An 18,559-nucleotide genomic window follows, 5' to 3' on the forward strand; every position below is an offset into this window, starting at 1 on the left:
CCCTAGGGTGAGTTCTTGCCGGCCGCCTGCTTTGTGTCGAGAAACGGGAAGATGGCTACGCCGTTCTTGGCCGCTATAAGTTGCACGCCGGCTTTCGTCCAATGCATGCTATCCCAAAAAACCGGCGCGGATTTGTCGGTAAATATTTCGCACTGGTTATGCGGGCATACGGCAACCAACGGATCGATATAACTTACGTGCGATAGCGTCTTGAGGAAAGTGTCGATCTTTCTGGCCACGGGGCTGATTTCTCGGAATGCGTACTCATCGATGCCTGCAAAGGTGCCGTGCTTATTAAGCAACTGAAGGCTGCTGCCTGTGAAATTTTTGCTGCCGACAACGTAGATTGGAGCGCTTGTTTGGGATCGCATTTCGTCAACCGAAGTCTGGACGTATGGAAATGCGAAATCTTGCCAATACAGCGCGATCATCACCAGATCGGCATGCTCTAGCGACGCCGGTGTGGACCGGATGAGTGAGTACGCTTCGTTGCAGGGTTTCATAACTGCTGCAGCAAACGGGTTTATTGATTTCCAATACCTGTCAGACAGGTCGACAGGGAGGGTCGGTACGCCACACCGCCAATCGAGTTGGCGATAGATAATTTCGAATTGTTTTGCCGCGCCAGTCTCAACGAGCAGGTTAATGATATCCGCTCCCTGAGAGTCTCCAATGATCAGAAGATGCCTTTTGGTGGTTTTGAAATCGTGCGGTGTCAGCAACGGAGTGGAGTTCGAAAAGGTGTATGTGTGTTCTTTTCTCAGGTCCAAAACATAAGCATTACGGAATGCAGCGGGCATCCGCCAGACCCACCCATCTGTCGCCCAGCTCTGTGTGGCGGCTGCCATGAGGCCGGCAGTGAGGCAGGCGAAAATCAACGTCTTCCCCAACTTCAACGGGCACGGCTTGCGATAGCGCACTTCGATGAAATGGTAACTGGCTGCGCCAAGGGCCAAGGTTGAGACAAGCGAGGCGAGGATCTGCCACACTTCCAAGGCGCCAAATCTATACACCATGAAGACAACCAGCGGCCAGTGAACCAGATAGACCGAATAGCTGATCTTGCCGAGGTAGATAGCCGGTCTGAACTGAGCCTGTCTTGCCAGCCGGCCCTGACCGCCGAGCAGCATCAATGCCGCGCCCAGGACGGGCGCGAGAGCGGCAACGCCAGGATAAGCCGTCCGTCCTGAATAGCCGAAGATGGCAAACAGGATCGCGGCCAGCCCCACGACATAGAGCAGGTCAGCATACACTTTCGACAACCGTCTCTCGGTAAGAAACACCAGCCCGCCTGCAGCGAACTCCCAGACCCGGAATGGGACGAGGAAAAAGGCTGCCGTCGGATCGTACCCCATCATCCACAGGCAACCCGCCAGGGATGCAGCGAAGGCTGCAGCGATCAAAGAGAAGGCCACCCAATAGCTTTTTCGAACGGCCATGGCGATGAGGAAGGGCCAGAACGCGTAGAACTGCAATTCAACGGCGAGCGTCCAAATGTGAAGCAGCGGCTTCAGAATTGCGCCGGAATCGAAGTAGCCTGACTGCATCCAGAAATCGACGTTGGCCAGTCCAAGCAGAGAGAATATCGCTGACCTCGACAGGTCCTGGAATTGCTCCGGTATGAACAGAAAAGCGGCGACGACGAAGGTGACGACGATCGTTGCAAACAGGGCTGGCAACAGCCGGCGAGCGCGCCGAGCGTAGAAATTCTTGAGTGAGAACCGACCTTGCGCGCTCTCAGTCCAGATGATGCGTGATATCAGATATCCGCTGATTACGAAGAAAACATCAACGCCAACAAACCCGCCGCTAACCGTCGTCCAGCCGAGATGAAACAGCACGACCGCAGCAACCGCAATCGCCCGCAAGACGTCGATATCTGAACGATGATCCGACCTGCTGCCAATATCCGTGGTCGACTTGGCTTCTACCATTTGATCCATAGAAATCGTCTCTACGCGAAGGCCATATTCCAGGCAATCCATTGCGCCTTCCGGGTGCTGATAATCCCCAATCCCCAACGCAATGTGACCTGTCATCGCATCGGGCGGTGGTGCGATGCCGGAATTGCCCGGCAACCGCCGTAGAGGATGGCTTTGGAGACTTCGGGGCTGTGCACTATCGGAACGTCCAGTTCCTGCGCGCCGTCGCGTCATTGATGGTCTTGGTCAGTCATGTGCTTCACCCCTTCGTGCCGATGCGGGGGCACCGGACAACGCCTTACATCTACAATTTCGGGCCTGGCGGTGTTGACATCTTCTTCGTTATTTCGGGCTTCATCATCTACACCGTTGGAGAAAGGGCCGGCAGCCAGTCCATGGATAGGGGCCGGTTTGCCGTGTCGAGCGGTGGCTTCTGGACAGGGTCTGCAATGCCTTGATCGGAATGCGCGTCAGGGTTTCGACAATCCAGCCGGCCGAGTGACTGGGACCACTCGCCGAGCGTTTCGGGTTCAGAGTGGTATTTCCCCAACCCGAGCTGTTCCATCCAGTGTGATGTTCGCCAACGTCCGCCGCTATGTGAGCGCCGGCGCCCCCGAGGCTTCCTCCGGTGCTGGCTGGCCGGATCTAACACCTCCATTGGCAACCGGTTGCTGAGGCGCCGGTGGCTTGGGCGCCAGGCGCGATATGCGTCTGCGCAGCGGCGTCTCGACGTAGCGGAATGAACAGTAGCTGGCGATCGTCACAACGATCAATGTCAGCCCGAACCAGATGGGTTTGGGCAAAAGCGAAATTGGCGTCCACATCTTGATCGCGACATGGATGGGCAGATGGAGCAGATAGAGGGAATAAGAGATGTCGCCATACCACTTCAGCACGCCCCGCCCCAACAGGCGCTGGGCAAGCGGGGAGGCTGTCGAAACCAGGACGAGAGAAGGCAGATAGACAAGGTACAGCGTGCCGCCGAAAAGGGATCTTGGCAATTCCAGGACATCGATCATTCCAGGCCAGGACAAGACGTAGAGGACCAGCAGTGCAACGAACGGGACGTTGTACGACTTGTCCGGCTCAAGTTCGATACGCCCGGCGACGACGCCGGCGAGAAACAGAGGGGCGGCCTGCATGAGAAGGGCGTGCCGATAGCGGCTCCCTGGAGAATGGCCGCCGCCGCGAGCAGCAAGAAGTTGGCAGCATTGCCCAGACGCTGGCAAATCCACCAGATCAGCGGAAAAACCAGATAGAACTGGATCTCTCTCGGGATCGTCCAGAACACGGATTGGCCGGCCCAGAATGCGTAATGGTGCCACCATCCATCCCATTTCAACCCGTAAAAAGGCTGGCCCCGACCTGTCAGCAAAAGCCAGGCATAGGCTGCCGTCACGCAGATCAAAAACAGTGGAAGGACGCGCGCCGCGCGCTTGACCCAGAAGTCGATCACCGCCGAGCCTGAAATCGGGGCAGTCGAATACTTCCTGCCCATCAGAAACCCGGACAGCACGAAAAAAAGTTCAACGCCGATGAGGCCGCACCAGGCAAAGGTGAGGGGATGCCAGGGTGTATCGGTCGCGAAATGCTGAAGGAAGACTGACAGCGCGGCGATGCCGCGCAGCCCATCGAGCGCGAATATTCGCGCATTGTTGTTCAGCAAGTTAGATCCCTCGTCCTGCGCCAACTATAGCCAAATTCCAAAACTCAGCAACCTGCCCGGAGAGGGCGGAAAGGAACTGCCATGGACCGCAACTTTGCGCGGGCGCTTGCGCTCGTCTTGAAATCGGAAGGTGGGTGGTCGGACAATCCGGCCGACCCCGGCGGCGCCACCATGAAGGGTGTCACGCTCGCCAACTTCCGCCGTTATGTGAAGGCGAATGCCAGCAAGGCTGACCTGCGCAAGATCAGCGACCAGCAGGTCGCCGCCGTCTTTCGCCGCTACTACTGGGATGCGGTGCTCGGCGCCGAATTGCCCGACGGGGTCGACCATGCCGTGTTCGATTTCGCCGTGAACAGCGGGCCGGGCAGGGCGGCGAAAGCCCTGCAGGCGGCCTTGGGCGTCGCCCAGGATGGCCGGATCGGGCCGGCCACCCTTGCCGCGGCCAGGGCAAGGCCGGCCGGCGTCACCATCGACGCGCTATGCGATGCGCGGCTGGCGTTTCTCAAACGGCTGCCGACATGGGCAACATTCGGGCGCGGCTGGTCCGATCGCGTCACGTCGGTGCGGGCTCAGGCCTTGCTGATGTCGGCGACACCTGTGACCGCGCCGGCGCCTGTGCCGGCCGCGCCGTCGCCCGGCGCCGAAAAGGCCTTTGGCGGGGCGCCGGCGGCCCAGCCCGTGCCGCCGGCCGTCAAGACTGCTGCCGCCGCCGGCATCCTTGTCCTCATCGCCGGAGCGCTAGCGGCCTTCCGGCAGCACGTCACCGATCTTTTCGGGAGCCTCTTTTGATGAAATTCCTCAACACCAACGCGCTGCACAATCTGCTCAACACGCTGATCGCGATCATCTGCGGTGGCGCCCTGGTCGGCTTCGACTGGACGATGTTCGGCGTCACTGATCGCACCGCGCTTCAGATCAGCGGCGCTATCGCCGTTGCCAAGATCATCATCAACGCGGTGCGAGACGGTCCGCTCGGCATGGTCGCGCCGTCGCCGCCGGTCGAGGAGAAATGAGATGGGAGCGCTCGCCATGCTTGGCCAGTTGTGGCCGTATCTGCTTGCAATGGGTGCCGCGCTCGCCGGTCTCTGGACGGCCTACGCCAAGGGCAAGGCCAGCCAGAAGGCCAGGCAAGATGCCGCCGACGCCGCCGCGCGCCGCCGAGCCCAGAAGATCGACGACGCCGTTGCCGGCCGGACGCCGGCCGACAACAGGGGGAGGCTAGCGAAATGGTCAAGATCATAGTGCTCTCGCTCCTGCTGGCCGGCTGCGCAAGTGCTGGCGGGTCGTTCTGCGCGGTCGAGCATCCCATACGGCCGGCAAAGGCAGAGGTGGCGACCCTTTCCGGCGCGTCGGTGGCGGCGATCCTGGCGCACAATGAAAAGGGCCAGGCGCTTTGTGGATGGAGGCCGTGATGCACGATCTTTTCGACCTGCTCGGCATCAAGGGACCGGTCGTCGCCGCCGGTCTTGCCGGCGGTGTCCTGCGGGCGCTGTCGCGGCATCGCTACAAGCTGCGCGAAATGGTGGCTTCGCCGATCTGCGGCGCGCTTGCCGCGGCCTATTTGACGCTGCCGGTGGTGTCCTATGTCAGGATCGCCGGCCTGCCGATGCCCGACCCCGCCGACGACACCACCACGCTTGCCGCGGCTTTCCTGATCGGCGTCTGCGCCATGTGGATCTCGGACATCCTGTTCGAGTTTGTCGTTCGCAGGTTCAAGCCGGGGGTGCAGGAGTGAACCGCAAACGGCAACCAACCCCTCCGCCGCTCGTTGACCCTATGCTTGGTTGATCCCTAGCACTCCAGAGCCTGCCGCTGCCGCAAGGTGGCGGGCCTTTTTGCGCTCCGGCCCGATCACGCCAGGATGTTGACGGCGCGTGCCGCGACCAGCGCGATAGTCAGCAGCGAGATCATGGCCTCGGCCATCATCAGCAGCTTGGCGCGTTGGGAAAGCGGCAAGGTATCGGTGGGCGAAAAAGCTGTCGCATTGGTGAAGGCGAGGAAGAAATAGTCGACGAAGCCGGGCAGCCAATCGCGGAGATCACGGTCGTTCAGCGTCATCTGCGCAAACAGGAAATCAGCCTGCGCGAGCTTGACGAGGCCGCAGGTCGGCGGCCCGCCCCGGTCGGTGCTCCAGAACCACAGGGCAAAGACGATGACGTTGGTCACCCAGATGTTGAGTGCGTCTATCAACAGCGTCGTGCCGCTGTTGCCGGCGTGCCCCTCCAGCAAGGCTCGCACCAGCAAGGCCAGCGAGCCGCAATTCATGACGCTGATGATGGCGGTCATGGTCAGGGCCGTTCTGCGGATCATGATGCGAAACTGGCCGATCGCATGCCATTCGTGATCCTCGACCGCCTTTCTTGTGGCGACCTGTGTCCAGGCCGTGGCCACCGACAAGGGCAGCAGCAGGGCGGCTTCCAGCGCCGGCGCCAGCCAGCGCGGCCCGTAGGAGAGGTTGTTGATGACCAGAAGCTGCAGGCAGATGATGACGAGGACGGCCGCACGCGCCATCCAAAAGTCGAGCGCGCGGTAGTGGATGACGGCATGGTGGTGGCGCATCGGGACCCGGATTTTTTCAGACAGGGTCAGACGTGCAACGCTGTCCTGCCTGGAGAGAGGAGCGCCGATGCTCCTGCCCGATCTTGGTGCTGCAATGGCACACGGCTATACTTTTTCGTAAGCTTCGATTTTTGGGGCTGTTCGTCAAACCGGACTATGTGATTTAAGCGCCGCATGGCGGGGATAGATAGATCCATGGATCACTTGGTGCCGGCGGGATTGCCCGCCGCCGGCGTCGATTCCCCATCGGTTTTGTCCAGTCTGATTCGTCATCCCTGGCATCTGCTGGCGCTTTTGTGCCTGATGCAGATCCTGTGCTGGACGGTGGCACCGGCGCTTATCAACGTCTCACCGCCCAACGATGTCGTCGAAGGCTTCATGTGGGGACGCGAATGGGTGCTGTTGACCTACAAGCATCCGCAACTTCCCGCATGGCTGCTCGAGACCAGCCATCTCCTGACCGGATCGTTCCGCTGGCCGCAGTATCTCGTGGCCCAGCTGACGATCTCGGCGACGTTCGTCCTGGTCTATCTGCTGGCCCGCGACATGCTCGGGCAGAGGCGTGCGCTGGCCGCCGTGCTGTTGATGCCGTCGCTCTATTTCTTCGGCTGGCCGACCCCGCAGTTCAATCATGACTACGCGCAGATGCCCTTCTGGGCCGCTATCTGCTGGCTGTTGTGGCGTGCGGGGCGCGGCGGTGGGCCGATCTGGTGGCTGGCGCTCGGACTGGTTTCGGGCGTCGGGCTCTACGCCAAGTTCTCGACCGGCCTGCTGTTGCTGTTTGGCGCGATCTGGCTGCTGTCGGATACGCGGGCACGCAGCCGGCTCGCCACGCCTTGGCCATGGCTTGGGCTTGCGGTTTTCGTCGCTGTCGCGGCGCCGCTGGCCATCGAGCTCTACCGCGTCGATTTCCTGCCGCTGACCTACGCCGCCTGGCGCGATCAGTGGGTGATGGCGCATCGCTCCCGCTTTTATTATATCGGCGTCCAGACGGCCGGACTCTGCGGCTTTTTTCTGGTGCTGGCGATATCAGGGCTGCTGCGGCGCTCGCCCCCGCCGCAAGAGCCGGTCGGGCGCGGTACGCTCGTCTATCTCTTGTGGATGGGACTTGGCCCGGCGATCCTAATCATGGTGGCGTCCCTGTTCACCGGCACAGGCGAGGCCTGGGGCGCGCCGATGTACAATCTTGCGGGCGTCGTGGCGCTCGCCTTCCTGGGCCACCGTCTCGGCGCCGTCGAGATGCGAAAGCTGGTAATCTGCGCGCTCATCTGCATCATCGGCATATCTGGTGCCTATGCGGGCATCCGCTGGACGAAATGCAATCTGCGCGGGCGCATGGACGCCGTCTGCTGGCCGGCTCAGAAGATCTCGGATGAGGCAGAAGCCGTTTGGCACGCGGCGACGCCCGGTCGGCTCGACATCGTCGGCGGCCATAACATTGTTGCGCCGCTGGCGGGCCTCAATGCTTATGACAAGCCGTCGATCTTCACCGAGCTGAACATGCAGTACGCCCCCTGGATCACCAAGCAGCGGCTGCGCGATCACGGCATACTCCTGGTCTGGCCCGGGCGCGACGTGCCACCCTATCTGCAGGCGTGGCTAGGCAAACTGCCGGTCAAAACCGTTCTCTTCGACTGGTCGCTCAAGGCGGCGCCGATGGCGATCAGCTTTGCCGCCGTTCCGCCCGGCGCGCCGCAGCTGCCGAGTGTGATCGACAGCCTCGCCCAACCCGGCAACTGAAGCAGGTCGGCCGGTCCGCTGGACGAAGCGAGAGACAATGCCCATTTATGGGGAGATCCAACTTGCTTTTTTGCGCAATTCCAGACGGAAAACCGCTACGCATTTTTCCTGGAATTGCTTTTTGAGGAGACGTGATATGGCGACTTCGACCGAACGCGCAGTGCTTGCGGGCGGCTGTTTCTGGGGCATGCAGGATTTGATACGGCGCTATCCCGGCGTCATCTCCACCCGTGTCGGCTATAGCGGTGGCGATGTGCCCAATGCCACCTACCGCAACCATGGCACCCATGCCGAGGCCATCGAGATCAATTTCGATCCGGCCATCATCAGCTATCGCACGCTGCTGGAGCGCTTTTTCCAGATCCACGATCCGACGACCCGTAACCGGCAGGGCAACGATGTCGGAATGAGCTATCGCTCGGCGATCTATTACACGAGCGATGAACAGAAGCTCATCGCCGAAGACACCATCGCCGATGTCGACGCATCTGGCCTGTGGCCGGGCAAGGTCGTCACCGAGGTCGCACCGGTTGGCCCCTTCTGGGAAGCCGAGCCTGAACATCAGGACTATCTGGCAAAATACCCCAACGGCTACACCTGCCACTTCGTCAGGCCGGGCTGGAAGCTGCCGGTTCGCGAGAAGGCGGTTTCGTAGGGTTTACAGCGCCGGTTCTGCCGGACATGCCGCTCGACGACTTCGTCGAGCGGCATGTTGCATTCCAAACGCCTTTTCAGTCAGCTTGCCGCGTTGGTGAAGCCGTCCAGCTTTTCACCAATGTCCGAAAGTGCCCTTCGAACGATTGTTTCGACCATGTCTTGCCGATCGGGATCGAGCATACGAAGACCCCGCTGGATTGCATCACGCCAGCTGGTGCCACGGTTCCATGCTTCGGCAAACACCGCGGCGAGGTCGTCTTGCCTGCGGGCAGTTTTCATCGCCTCGACAAGCAAGCTTGCCTGAAGAATGTCCTTTTCCCGCTTTGCGGCACCGTTTGCATTCTTTTGGCGCAGGGAGGCAACAATCAGTTTGTGGACAGCATATCGCTCGGGTGAGGGGACCAGCACCGGGACTCCGGATCGATGCAGCAAGACGGTTCGTACGGGTTCGCGGATCAGAAAATCCAGGAATCGCAAAGGCTGCGCCGATGCGCCGCCCAGAGACGGCATCGCGCTCGCGTGGTCGGCGTAGTCGTCGCTGCCCCGGTTTGGGGTCAGGAATTCGACCTTATACCGGGAAGCGTTTTCGAACTGTGTGGTGCGACCGGCATCCGTTCGGTGTGGAATTTCGCGAAACGAAGGATCGATATCGCGCAGCACGTCCATGATCGGCGGCAGACTGTCGTTCACTTCGACGGAAACCGAGTGAAATTGAGCAAAGTCGGCATCGCCTGTTTGCAGCGCCACCCCCGGCAGCCTTACGCCCAGATATCCGGCGTAGGTTTGGAACGCGACGGTGCCGACCAGTACGCCTCGCAGGCGGAAAAACCCGGCCTTGCCAAGGGCTTCAACGATATCACCGGTAAATTTCTCCGGCTCCATCAACCCAGCCTCGCGGACAAGCGTCGATACAAGCTTGCGACGGCTCTTCAGGTCGCTTTTGATTTCCCTGAAGGCGGCGACGCGTTTTGCGATCTCGGGATCGTCGGCCGGGCCGACATATCGTCTTGTTGTCTTCGGCCGAGTCTCCTCAAAATACCAGTAGTCGCGGCCTTTTACGGGGACTCGCACGAAATTGCCCGCGGTCGAGAAGTCGGTTTGGAACGACGCGTCCAGGCTTCGTTGCACGAGTTCAGCGAACAAGGTGCGATAAGCGATGTCGATCGATTTCATCGTGCGTTCGACCAATGTCTCTAGGTTATAAGAAATTTGCGGTTCCCTTATAGCTGCGCGCTTTTGCTCCGCATTTCAAGCGAGTTATAAGAAAATTGCGAAAATCTTATAACTGTCGGACTGGCGCCACGCTCATACGCCACGGAGCAATCCATTGCGGCGGGGAACGGGCTGCGGCGGGTTATCAAGCCTGCTGTGTCGGATAGAGGGTCAGGATATTGACATTGACCCTTGGTGGCTGCGAGACCGCGTAGAGCATGGCGGCGGCGATGTCCTTGCTCTCCAGTTGCTCCATGTCGCCCAACCTTTGCTCGACAGCCAGCCGAACATCGTCGCGCATATTGGCGGTGAACTCAGTCCTGACCGCGCCCGGCTCGATCACAGTGACGCGGATGCCGTCCTTGCCGATTTCGCGGCGCAGTGATTCGGCGATAGCGCTGGCCGCATGCTTGGTGCCGGAATAGACCACCGACGGGTGGATGTAGCGGCCGGTGCCCGACGAAACGATGACGATGTGGCCTGATCCCTGCCGTTTCATTGACGGCAGCGCCGCGTTGATCGTGTAGAGCAGACCCAGAATGTTGAGGTCGACCATCTCCCGGTATTCGCGGGTGGTGGTGTTCTGGAAGGGGGCGGCGACGCCGACACCGGCAACATTGAACAGCAGGTCCAGCCGGCCATGGCTTTCCAGCACGCGTCGGACCATGGCTGTGGCCTGCGCCTCGTCGGTGATGTCGGTCTCGATGGCCAAGGCCTCGCCGCCGTTGTCGCGGATGCGTGCGGCCAGGTCGTCGAGGCGCTGCCGACGTCGCGCCGCGATGGCGACGACAGCACCTTGCTCCGCCAGCGCCAGCGCGGTTGCCGCGCCAATGCCCGAGGAGGCGCCGGTCACCAAGGCGATTTTTCCGTTGAGTTTCTGCATGTTCGTTGCTCCTGCTCAGAGGGAAATTCAGGTGTGCTCGATGCCGATGATTGCAGCCGTTCGAGGCATGTCCTCAAGCTAGGCAGCAGACCCCATACCGAAAATGCGATAGGATGCCATCATACTCATTGGAGAATCTGGCATAATGCGCGGTAGCGACTATGCCGAGCTGAAAGCCTTTGCCGCTGTCGTGGCGCATGGCAGCTTCGCCCGTGCCGCTGAAGATCTGCGGATTTCAGCGTCGACGCTCAGCCAGACGATCCGTCAGCTCGAAACGCGGCTTGGCCTGCGCCTGCTCAACCGCACGACCCGCAGCCTCTCCTTGACCGAAGCCGGCGCGAGCCTGCATGCGCGCTTCGCGCCGGCTATGGCCGAGATGGAGGCGGCGGTCGGCGATGCGACGGCCTTGCGCGACACACCGGCCGGCGTCTTGCGCGTCCATATGCCCAGCGTTGCCGCCGCCACCTATCTGGAGCCGTTGCTTGGCCGTTTTCATGAGGCATGGCCGGACATCGTGCTCGATGTGACGATCGACGATGCCGCCGTCGATATTGTCGAGGCCGGCTATGATGTCAGCGCCAGGCTCGGCGAATTTCTCGAAGCTGACATGGTCGCGGTGGCGCTTGGCGGCACGCAGCGCCAACTCGCCGTGGCCTCGCCGGACTATCTCGCCCGTTACGGATCGCCGTCGGCACCGGCCGATCTGCTCCAGCACCGCTGTATCAACTGGCGCCGGCCGGGCAGTGCCGGGCCCTACGCATGGGAATTCGCCAGAGGCGGCGAATGGTTCTCGGTCGTGGTCAATGGTCCGCTTGTCGTCTCCAGCCGCGACATGGCGATTGCCGCCGCCGTGCAGGGCGTCGGCATCGCCTTTTGGGCTGAAGACCTCGTGCGCCCGTTGATCGATGCCGGCAAGCTGGTGTCGCTGCTGGATGATTGGTGCGCGGCCTTTCCCGGTTGGTTCCTCTGCTATCAGAAGCAGCGTCATACAGCACCAACCGTACGGGCCTTCGTCGATTTCCTGCGCCATGCGCATACCGGGCGCCAGACAACGCCTGTTGGTTGAAAGTTTGTCGCTCGACGGTCCGGTTTCGCAGGCCTGGCGCAATGCTTTTGGAGGAGCACACCAAAAAAACGGCTTTCGCTTCAACTCGAATGGTGCTTTAACCCGCGCATCCACAGGGGTGCTCCGTACGGTCGGGGCTGAGACGGGGGCGGCAAGCCCACAGACCCTAGAAGCTGATCTGGGTAATACCAGCGGAGCGAGGCGGGCGATGTTTTCAGGCGCACAGATTTCCCTATATCCCATGGCCGACGATTTCGTCGGCGTCATCCTTGGCGCGCTGGATGGGCTCGACCCCTACCGCGATCGGCTCAGGATCGAGACCGACGACATCTCGACCTTGCTGGTCGGGCCGCCCGAAGTGCTGTTTCCGGCGATGCGAGACCTGTTCGTGGCGGCGGCACGCAGCGGCAAACATTGCGTGTTGTCAGCCACCATCTCGCGCGGCTGCCCTGGCGAGCCGGATGATCCGATCTGCCGTTCCGATGCGCTTGGTGGGCCTGTCGGCCCCCTCGGCCCGCGCAAGGATGCGGCAATCGCCGCGGTGCGTGGCGCGGCTTTGACCGGCCAGCCGGCGGCAGCGCAGTTCTCGCTCTATGTGATGGGCACCGACGACCACATGGAAGAGATCTACGGCTGCATCGATTTTCTCAAGCAGTCCGGCGTCTATGAGCGCTCGAAGCATTTCTGCACGAAATTGCGCGGGGATGCCGGCGCGATCTTTTCGGCGCTGGACGAAGCCTTCTGCCGCTTCGGGCCAGGCGCCGGCCACGTAACCCTCGACGTCACGGTCTCGGCGAACAGCCCGTCGGCCAGCTGAGCGGCCGCATTCGCGACCCCGTCAAAGGTTATGCCCGTGGTCTCATCATCAGCCGCTTCGAGCCCGATCGCGAGCCTTCTTGTCAAGGCAGCACCGGCCATGATTTCGGTCGGGTTGCTGCTGCTGGCTTGGGAGCTCTATGCCACTTATTCCGGCATCAAGTCGACGACACTGCCGGCGCCTTCGCGTGTGTTCGAGCAGGCGATGCTCAATCGCGAAGCGCTGGTCGACAATGCCATTCCGACCATCCGGGCCACGCTGATCGGCTTTGCCTTTTCGCTCAGCGCGGCCTTTGCGCTGTCGATGCTGGTCGACTTCTTCCGGCCGCTGCGGCGTGCGCTGTTTCCCGTCTTCATCGTCAGCCAGACCTTGCCGCTGGTGGCGATCGCGCCGCTGGTGGTGCTGTGGTTCGGCTTCGGGTTGATGCCCAAGATCATGCTGGTGGCGCTGGTCACCTTCTTTCCGATGCTGGTGGCGCTGGTGCAGGGCTACGAGGCGACGGAGGCCGAGATCGGGCAGATGCTGCGCGCCATGGGGGCAGGGCGCTGGCGCGTCTTCTTGTTGGCGCGACTGCCCTCGGCGCTGCCCTATTTCTTCGCCGGCCTGAGGATCTCCATCACCTATGCCGTGGTCGGCGCCATCTTCGCCGAATATGCCGGTGCCGCGAAGGGGCTGGGCATCTACATGCTCAACGCCAAGAACAATTTCCGCCCCGATCTGGTGCTGGCCGCCGTCGGTGTCAGCGCCGCGCTCACGCTCACTCTGTTTGGGCTGACGGTGCTCCTGCAGCGCCTTGCCATGCCCTGGGAACGGGCCGCCGGCCAGCACCCCGCCGGGACGGGGCCGTGGCGATGAGCCGGCTCGAACTGCGGCATGTGCGCAAAGCATTTGGCCGGCTCGACGTGCTCGCCGACATTTCGCTCAGCGTCGGCGCCGGTGAATTCGTCTCCATGCTCGGGCCGTCGGGCGCTGGCAAGTCGACGCTGTTCCAGCTTCTGACCGGCGCGCAGCACGGCGAGGGCGAGATGTTCTTCGACGGCACGCCGCTCGACGACCACGGCAGGCATTTCGCCTTTATGCCGCAGCGTGACGCGCTGATGCCGTGGCGACGCATCCTCGACAACACGACGCTTGGGCTCGAAGTGCAAGGCATCAGGCGCAAGGCGGCGCGGGCGCGCGTTGCGCCGCTGTTTGCCGAGTTCGGGCTTGCCGGCTTCGAACGGCATTTTCCGGCGCAGCTTTCGGGCGGCATGCGCCAGCGCGCGGCGCTGTTGCGCACCGTGGTGCAGGAGCGCGACATGCTTTTGCTCGATGAACCGTTCGGCGCGCTCGATGCACTGACCCGCACCGCCATGCAGCGCTGGCTCGAGCAGATGTGGCGGCGCCATCGCTGGACGGCACTGTTGATCACCCACGATGTGCGCGAAGCCGTCTTCCTGTCCGACCGCATCTATGTGCTGTCGGCGCGTCCGGCCTGCATCGTCCGCGAAATCAAGGTGCCGCTGCCGCGCCCGCGCAGCCTTGGCGGCGCTGACGCGTTGCAGACAAGCGCAATCGAGGCCGAGATACTCGACATCCTGCTCAACCCCGAGCCCAACCCGCACTCATCCAAAGGACACGACCATGACTGACTTGACGCGCCGGCAGGCCTTGTTGCTCACCCTTGTCTCCGGTCTTCCGCTGGTGGCCGGAGCTGGCCGTGCCCAAGCACAATCGGCTGCGCAAAAGGTCACCGTCGCCCTCGACTGGACGGTCAACACCAACCACATCGGGCTGTTCGTCGCCCGCGACAAAGGGTTCTATTCCGAAGCCGGGCTCGAGGTCGACATCCTGCCCTACAGCGATACCGGTGCCGGCACCCTGGTCGCCAACCGCGTCGCCGATTTCGGCATCAACGGCACCATCAGCCTGTTCACCCAGAAAACCGCCGGAGCCGACCTGAAGGGCGTCTATGCCGTCGTGCAATCCGAAACCGGCCGGCTGGTGTTCGACGCGGCACGCAGCGAGATCAAAAGCCCGAGGAACCTTGACGGCCTGACCTATGGCGGCTTCGGCAGCGCCTGGGAAAACGCCCTGATCGGCACCATCATCCGCCACGATGGCGGTAAGGGCAATTTCGAGACGGTGACACTCGGCACTTCAGCCTATGAAGCGCTGGCCAACGGTTCGGTCGATTTCACGCTGGAGGTCTCGACCTGGGAAGGTGTCGAAGCCGGGTTGAAAGGCGTCAAGCAGCGCAGCTTCGTCTACGCCGACTATGGCGTGCCTGATGAGCACACGACGCTGATCTCCTCGAGCGAGGCCTATCTCCAGGCAAACCCCAAACCTGCGGCCGCCTTCGTCCAAGCGACGCGGCGCGGCTACCAATTCGCCGTCGACCATCCCGATGCGGCTGCCGCACTTCTGATCGCCGCCAATAAGGACACATTGACAAATCCGGCGCTGATCGAAGCCTCGCTGAAGGCACTGATCGATGGCCACTATTTGCGCGGGGACAATGGCGCAATCGGCACGATGGATCCGACCAAGATGCACGCGATTGGCGACTACCTCTTCGCTGCGGGCATTCTGCGCGATGCCGATGGCAAAGTTCTGACGCAACGCCCTGAATTCGCGGAGTACTTCAGCAACTCAACTCTGGGGTAGGGAGCCTATCTGATTCTCGAAACTTCGAAGGACTCGCGTGGCGTGGCAGCTTCCCGTCAAACGCGCACGCATTGGCAGATTCCAGCTAATTCCTCGCGATCTCATAGAGCAGAGTGGTTATGCCGCCCGGGTTCACCCTGCAGCGACAAAGCGGCTGCGTAGAGTTTCGCCACGCGACAGGTGGCTCCGGTTTCCCGCGACATGACATGGTTGAGCACGGCCAATTGTGCACGCAGCGCCTCGGCGGCTTTGCTGTGGAGCCGAAGACAGCAGAGACGCGTATCTTTGCCTGGGGCCGGAGACATCCTGCTCGTGTTTCGCACGATCGTTGAAGGCGTTCGCTGGCGTCCGGAGACACATAAGCGCTTTACTGCCGATCTGATCTTCTTGATTAACCGTACGGCAATGGTTGCGTGCAAAGGTCGCCCCGAGGGATAACCGGGTGCTTGGCCTTGCTCATGTCAAAAATTGAAACCCTTTCGCACGTCAACGACGAAGGGATTTTGTCCGCAGCCCGAAAGCGGGAAATCCTGGTCGACCTGCGGGAAGGCTTCTTTCGGCTCTGCGCGCTGGCTTTCGCGGGGCTGTTTGTCTATCGCGGCATACACCACCTCATGCTCGACCCGACCCGTATCAATGTGGCACTGGTGGCGACGTCCGAGATCCTAACCTTTACCTGGCTGCTTTTGTCGCGGCGGCCGCAGGTTCGCGACTGGAACCCGCTCACGGTGATCGTCTCCGTGATTGCCAGCTTCGGTGTCGGATTCATCACCTTCGAGCCGGGCGTTGCCATCATCCCGGTCTATGTCGCCGCGCCGCTGCAAGCCCTGGCGTTGAGTTTCGTGATCTGGGGAAAGGCATCGCTGGGGCGTTCGTTCGCCATTCTGCCGGGCAATCGCGGCGTGATGACCGGGGGTGCCTATCGCCTGGTACGACACCCGATCTATGCCGGCTATCTGGTTGGCCATGTCCTGTTCCTGCTGTCGGCCTTTTCCTTCTACAATCTCGCCGTCTACGCCGTCATCACGTTCTTCCAGGTGCATCGCATCCTGCGCGAAGAGGCGCTGCTTGCCGCCACGCCGGAATATCGGGACTATATGAAGCGCGTCCGCTACAGGCTGTACTACGGGATCGTCTGACAACAAGGCCTGTGGACAGAGGCAGCTACACCGCGAGTTGCGCCTGCTGACCTCGCGCCGTTAAAGCTGGAAAAGGCCAAGGGCCTGCTGCCGCAAGGTGGCGGGCCCTTTTTCATTTTGCCGGCGAATCTTCTTCATGCATGCGCTGCATTACAATCTCGCGGAACGGTAAGGCTGCTCGAACGTTCACGTCAACGAAACATTGCGTTCGACGATGTTTAAACCGGCGCGTCAGCGTCTACAGGAGCGGGAAACCATGAGCCTTGGAACCATACTTATCATTCTTCTTGTCATAGCGCTGCTCGGAGGCTTCAGTGGCCTCGGCGGCGGTCCATTCTATGGTACCGGTTACTATGGCGGCGGCGGTCTCGGGCTCGTGCTGCTCATCATCATCGTACTTGTCGTGCTCGGACGGATTTAGCCGCTTGCTGGCCGAACCGATCGCAATCCCGTGACCGCGTCGATTCCGGCGCGCACCGGAATGTGAACTTCGCAAGCCGGCTTGTGATCCGGTTTGTTTGGAAAACTTTGTAAGGTGATCGCGGTCCACACCCCCCGTGGAAACAAGAGGAAAGGGTCCCACCCCTTGTCCTCCTCCAAGGCCCGCTCCGGTTCGCCCGTGGCGGGCTTTTGCTTGGCGGTCTAGGAAACCGGTTTGCCGCCGACATTGAGTTCGGGCCAGAGGCCGAGGCCAATCGATCATTCCATGTCAGGCACGTCGCCGCTGACGAACAGGGTGTTCGGCGGACCGTACTCGCCAAGTGTCGGGTCGGCCTCTCGGCTCCAGGCGATGACGCCGACATGTTTTGCCGCCAGCGCCCTGGCCGTGCGTATGGCACGGTCCTCGCTCTGCTGGTCGGCAGGGCCGAAGGCCGGAAACAACTCGCCGTCATCGCCGCGGTCGAACGCGACCACGACAATCAGTTTGGGACTTTTCTGGCCTTGGGAATCGGACATCTTGCACCTTCCTAAGGAAATCTATCACACTACAAGGAACTAGGTCGGCACGTTCGATTTCGGGAGGTGGCGTGGTGCAGGACCAGCGTTTCGATGAGCCGGTGAGGATTGCGCTCGGCCGGTCGCGAAACTCGATCTTCAACGTGGAGCGTGTCGCTCAGGCCGCCGACATTCTGATGAACCGCTGGCCGGTTGCGACAGGGCAAAGGCACATGGCAGCCCGTAAGGTCTGCCTGGCCGTGCTTGAGGGAAGGAAGGAAGCCTCGGCGGCACGAGCGGCGTTCATCAGCGCCGCAATCGAAGCGGATATCCTCGTTGAACCCCGTGAAGTGTCGATGCCGTCCGGCCAAAATTGAATCAAGACTTGGCTCTATCCTCTTGATTGATTGCGGTGTTTTCGGCGATCACGATCAACTTTTCGGGTTCATGCCGCCCGGCCTGCCGACGCTTTGCAGGCACCTCCGCACAATTCGCTGGCCGTTTGGCTTGCCTTCGGCATCCCGTTGACACGGTACCCACGTCGATATATTGAACAGGACTATACAGGTTCACTAGACAGGTACGCATATGAAGCGGCGCGCGGTTCAACTGTCTCCCGGCACGGGCAAGCCCGAGCAGATCGCCACTGTTCTGGAGCATGAAATCCGCTCCGGCGTGCTCGGCTTCGGCGACCGCCTGCAAAGCGAGAACGAGCTGGTCCAGCGCTTCTCCGTCAGCCGCAACACGGTTCGTAAGGGCCTCGAGGAACTGTCCAGCCGCGGGCTGATCACCACCAAGGTCGGCATCGGCTCGTTCGTCACCTTTGACGGCATGCCGGTCGACGACGCGGTCGGCTGGTCGCGGGCGCTGGCCAATGCCGGCGCCAATGCCGAGACGCGAACGCTGCGACTGGAAGTGATCGAGGACGCCGACCTGGCTGCCTGGCTTGGCATTGAGAGCCCGTTTTTCATCGCCGTCGACCGGGTTCGCACCAACGCCAGCGACGGCCATGCCATTTCCATCGAACGCAGCCGGCTGCCGCTGTCGCCGGAACTGGAGGACGTGCCGCTGCGCGGCCTGCGCGAGGGTTCGCTGCACCAGACGCTGCGCGGCGCCGGGCTCATTCCTGACCATGGTGAGGAATGGGTTGAAATCGAGATGCTCAATGCCGGGGATGCCGCCATCCTCGGTTGCCCGCAAGGCTCGCCGTTCCTGCGCGGCCGGCGGTTGACCCGCGCCGCCGACGAGCGGCCGATCGAATATGTCACCAGCCTGCTCAACCCGGCGCATTTCGCGCTGCATATGAGGTTCTGAGC

General features: G+C 61.6%; 24 protein-coding genes and 1 riboswitch. Of the genes, 17 read left to right on the forward strand and 7 right to left on the reverse strand.

Annotated elements, in window-relative coordinates; translation table 11 throughout:
* Window positions 1–2 precede the first annotated feature (2 nt).
* Entirely contained in the window at window positions 3–2,078 is a 2,076-nt protein-coding gene (locus tag CGZ66_RS36345; RefSeq protein WP_167392375.1) for an acyltransferase family protein, read from the reverse strand.
* A gap of 35 nt (window positions 2,079–2,113) precedes the next feature.
* Between CGZ66_RS36345 and CGZ66_RS36350 the strand changes: the two genes are divergently transcribed.
* The gene (locus CGZ66_RS36350; RefSeq protein WP_167392376.1) at window positions 2,114–2,380 is read left to right on the forward strand and encodes an acyltransferase family protein; all 267 of its coding nucleotides are present in this window, start codon (window positions 2,114–2,116) and stop codon (window positions 2,378–2,380) included.
* A gap of 135 nt (window positions 2,381–2,515) precedes the next feature.
* On the opposite strand, the gene CGZ66_RS41440 is transcribed toward CGZ66_RS36350, so the two are convergent.
* Together CGZ66_RS41440 and CGZ66_RS41445 are read right to left on the reverse strand one after the other, a co-directional pair.
* On the reverse strand, window positions 2,516–3,049 hold the full coding sequence (locus CGZ66_RS41440) for an acyltransferase family protein (RefSeq protein WP_280952847.1): 534 nt from the start codon (window positions 3,047–3,049) through the stop codon (window positions 2,516–2,518).
* Window positions 2,938–3,588 carry an acyltransferase family protein gene (locus tag CGZ66_RS41445; protein ID WP_167392377.1) on the reverse strand — a complete coding sequence of 217 codons (651 nt, stop codon included), beginning with the start codon at window positions 3,586–3,588 and terminating at the stop codon, window positions 2,938–2,940. Before CGZ66_RS41445 ends, CGZ66_RS41440 begins: the two co-directional genes overlap by 112 nt.
* 81 nt (window positions 3,589–3,669) lie before the next feature.
* Here CGZ66_RS41445 and CGZ66_RS36365 point away from each other — a divergent pair, with 81 nt between their 5' ends.
* Genes CGZ66_RS36365 through CGZ66_RS36385 form a run of 5 tightly spaced genes read left to right on the forward strand, consistent with a single transcriptional unit; the run spans window position 3,670 to window position 5,323 of the window.
* The gene (locus CGZ66_RS36365; protein WP_095091401.1) at window positions 3,670–4,377 is read left to right on the forward strand and encodes a glycoside hydrolase family 108 protein; all 708 of its coding nucleotides are present in this window, start codon (window positions 3,670–3,672) and stop codon (window positions 4,375–4,377) included.
* Entirely contained in the window at window positions 4,377–4,601 is a 225-nt protein-coding gene (locus tag CGZ66_RS36370; RefSeq protein WP_095091402.1) for a hypothetical protein, read from the forward strand. The genes CGZ66_RS36365 and CGZ66_RS36370 overlap by 1 nt, the downstream gene beginning before the upstream one ends.
* A gap of 1 nt (window position 4,602) precedes the next feature.
* A complete protein-coding gene (locus CGZ66_RS36375; RefSeq protein WP_095091403.1) occupies window positions 4,603–4,830 on the forward strand; it encodes a hypothetical protein in 228 nt (75 codons plus the stop codon).
* Entirely contained in the window at window positions 4,815–5,000 is a 186-nt protein-coding gene (locus CGZ66_RS36380) for a hypothetical protein (protein ID WP_095091404.1), read from the forward strand. Before CGZ66_RS36375 ends, CGZ66_RS36380 begins: the two co-directional genes overlap by 16 nt.
* Window positions 5,000–5,323, forward strand: coding sequence for a hypothetical protein (locus CGZ66_RS36385; protein WP_095091790.1), 324 nt, complete (start codon window positions 5,000–5,002; stop codon window positions 5,321–5,323). Before CGZ66_RS36380 ends, CGZ66_RS36385 begins: the two co-directional genes overlap by 1 nt.
* 116 nt (window positions 5,324–5,439) lie before the next feature.
* Here the strand turns inward: CGZ66_RS36385 and CGZ66_RS36390 are convergent, their stop codons facing one another.
* Window positions 5,440–6,147: a hypothetical protein gene (locus tag CGZ66_RS36390; protein ID WP_095091405.1), complete on the reverse strand. Its 708-nt coding sequence runs from the start codon at window positions 6,145–6,147 to the stop codon at window positions 5,440–5,442.
* Between the two features lie 195 nt (window positions 6,148–6,342).
* Here CGZ66_RS36390 and CGZ66_RS36395 point away from each other — a divergent pair, with 195 nt between their 5' ends.
* A complete protein-coding gene (locus CGZ66_RS36395; RefSeq protein WP_245331374.1) occupies window positions 6,343–7,887 on the forward strand; it encodes a glycosyltransferase family 39 protein in 1,545 nt (514 codons plus the stop codon).
* A gap of 136 nt (window positions 7,888–8,023) precedes the next feature.
* Window positions 8,024–8,542 (forward strand): peptide-methionine (S)-S-oxide reductase MsrA, encoded by a 519-nt coding sequence (msrA, locus tag CGZ66_RS36400; protein ID WP_095091407.1) that lies wholly within the window; start codon window positions 8,024–8,026, stop codon window positions 8,540–8,542.
* An 80-nt stretch (window positions 8,543–8,622) separates the two neighbouring features.
* Here the strand turns inward: msrA and CGZ66_RS36405 are convergent, their stop codons facing one another.
* On the reverse strand, window positions 8,623–9,717 hold the full coding sequence (locus CGZ66_RS36405; protein ID WP_095091791.1) for a nucleotidyltransferase family protein: 1,095 nt from the start codon (window positions 9,715–9,717) through the stop codon (window positions 8,623–8,625).
* A 184-nt stretch (window positions 9,718–9,901) separates the two neighbouring features.
* A complete protein-coding gene (locus CGZ66_RS36410) occupies window positions 9,902–10,639 on the reverse strand; it encodes an SDR family oxidoreductase (protein ID WP_095091408.1) in 738 nt (245 codons plus the stop codon).
* Between the two features lie 145 nt (window positions 10,640–10,784).
* Here CGZ66_RS36410 and CGZ66_RS36415 point away from each other — a divergent pair, with 145 nt between their 5' ends.
* The 7 genes from CGZ66_RS36415 to CGZ66_RS36445 all read left to right on the forward strand — a co-directional run bounded on the left by CGZ66_RS36415 (window position 10,785) and on the right by CGZ66_RS36445 (window position 16,728).
* The gene (locus CGZ66_RS36415) at window positions 10,785–11,705 is read left to right on the forward strand and encodes a LysR family transcriptional regulator (protein WP_095091409.1); all 921 of its coding nucleotides are present in this window, start codon (window positions 10,785–10,787) and stop codon (window positions 11,703–11,705) included.
* A 104-nt stretch (window positions 11,706–11,809) separates the two neighbouring features.
* A riboswitch (TPP riboswitch) is annotated at window positions 11,810–11,923 on the forward strand.
* The gene (locus CGZ66_RS36420) at window positions 11,914–12,522 is read left to right on the forward strand and encodes a YkoF family thiamine/hydroxymethylpyrimidine-binding protein (RefSeq protein ID WP_095091410.1); all 609 of its coding nucleotides are present in this window, start codon (window positions 11,914–11,916) and stop codon (window positions 12,520–12,522) included. (Overlaps the previous riboswitch by 10 nt.)
* Window positions 12,523–12,621: 99 nt before the next feature.
* Window positions 12,622–13,377 (forward strand): ABC transporter permease, encoded by a 756-nt coding sequence (locus CGZ66_RS36425; RefSeq protein ID WP_095091792.1) that lies wholly within the window; start codon window positions 12,622–12,624, stop codon window positions 13,375–13,377.
* Window positions 13,374–14,153: an ABC transporter ATP-binding protein gene (locus CGZ66_RS36430; RefSeq protein ID WP_095091411.1), complete on the forward strand. Its 780-nt coding sequence runs from the start codon at window positions 13,374–13,376 to the stop codon at window positions 14,151–14,153. The genes CGZ66_RS36425 and CGZ66_RS36430 overlap by 4 nt, the downstream gene beginning before the upstream one ends.
* Window positions 14,146–15,168 carry an ABC transporter substrate-binding protein gene (locus CGZ66_RS36435; protein ID WP_095091412.1) on the forward strand — a complete coding sequence of 341 codons (1,023 nt, stop codon included), beginning with the start codon at window positions 14,146–14,148 and terminating at the stop codon, window positions 15,166–15,168. The genes CGZ66_RS36430 and CGZ66_RS36435 overlap by 8 nt, the downstream gene beginning before the upstream one ends.
* Window positions 15,169–15,626: 458 nt before the next feature.
* Window positions 15,627–16,307 (forward strand): methyltransferase family protein, encoded by a 681-nt coding sequence (locus CGZ66_RS36440; RefSeq protein WP_095091413.1) that lies wholly within the window; start codon window positions 15,627–15,629, stop codon window positions 16,305–16,307.
* Window positions 16,308–16,563: 256 nt separating this feature from the next.
* Window positions 16,564–16,728, forward strand: a complete 165-nt coding sequence (locus CGZ66_RS36445; protein ID WP_095091793.1) for a DUF3309 family protein — start codon at window positions 16,564–16,566, stop codon at window positions 16,726–16,728.
* A gap of 278 nt (window positions 16,729–17,006) precedes the next feature.
* Here CGZ66_RS36445 and CGZ66_RS36450 read toward each other — a convergent pair whose 3' ends face one another.
* Window positions 17,007–17,264 (reverse strand): hypothetical protein, encoded by a 258-nt coding sequence (locus CGZ66_RS36450; protein ID WP_095091414.1) that lies wholly within the window; start codon window positions 17,262–17,264, stop codon window positions 17,007–17,009.
* A 74-nt stretch (window positions 17,265–17,338) separates the two neighbouring features.
* Between CGZ66_RS36450 and CGZ66_RS36455 the strand changes: the two genes are divergently transcribed.
* The gene (locus CGZ66_RS36455; RefSeq protein ID WP_095091794.1) at window positions 17,339–17,620 is read left to right on the forward strand and encodes a DUF982 domain-containing protein; all 282 of its coding nucleotides are present in this window, start codon (window positions 17,339–17,341) and stop codon (window positions 17,618–17,620) included.
* Window positions 17,621–17,831: 211 nt separating this feature from the next.
* Window positions 17,832–18,557 carry a GntR family transcriptional regulator gene (locus CGZ66_RS36460; protein WP_095091415.1) on the forward strand — a complete coding sequence of 242 codons (726 nt, stop codon included), beginning with the start codon at window positions 17,832–17,834 and terminating at the stop codon, window positions 18,555–18,557.
* Window positions 18,558–18,559 lie beyond the last annotated feature (2 nt).

Origin of the sequence: Mesorhizobium sophorae, from assembly GCF_002270415.1 — a bacterium.
Lineage (GTDB): Bacteria > Pseudomonadota > Alphaproteobacteria > Rhizobiales > Rhizobiaceae > Mesorhizobium > Mesorhizobium sophorae.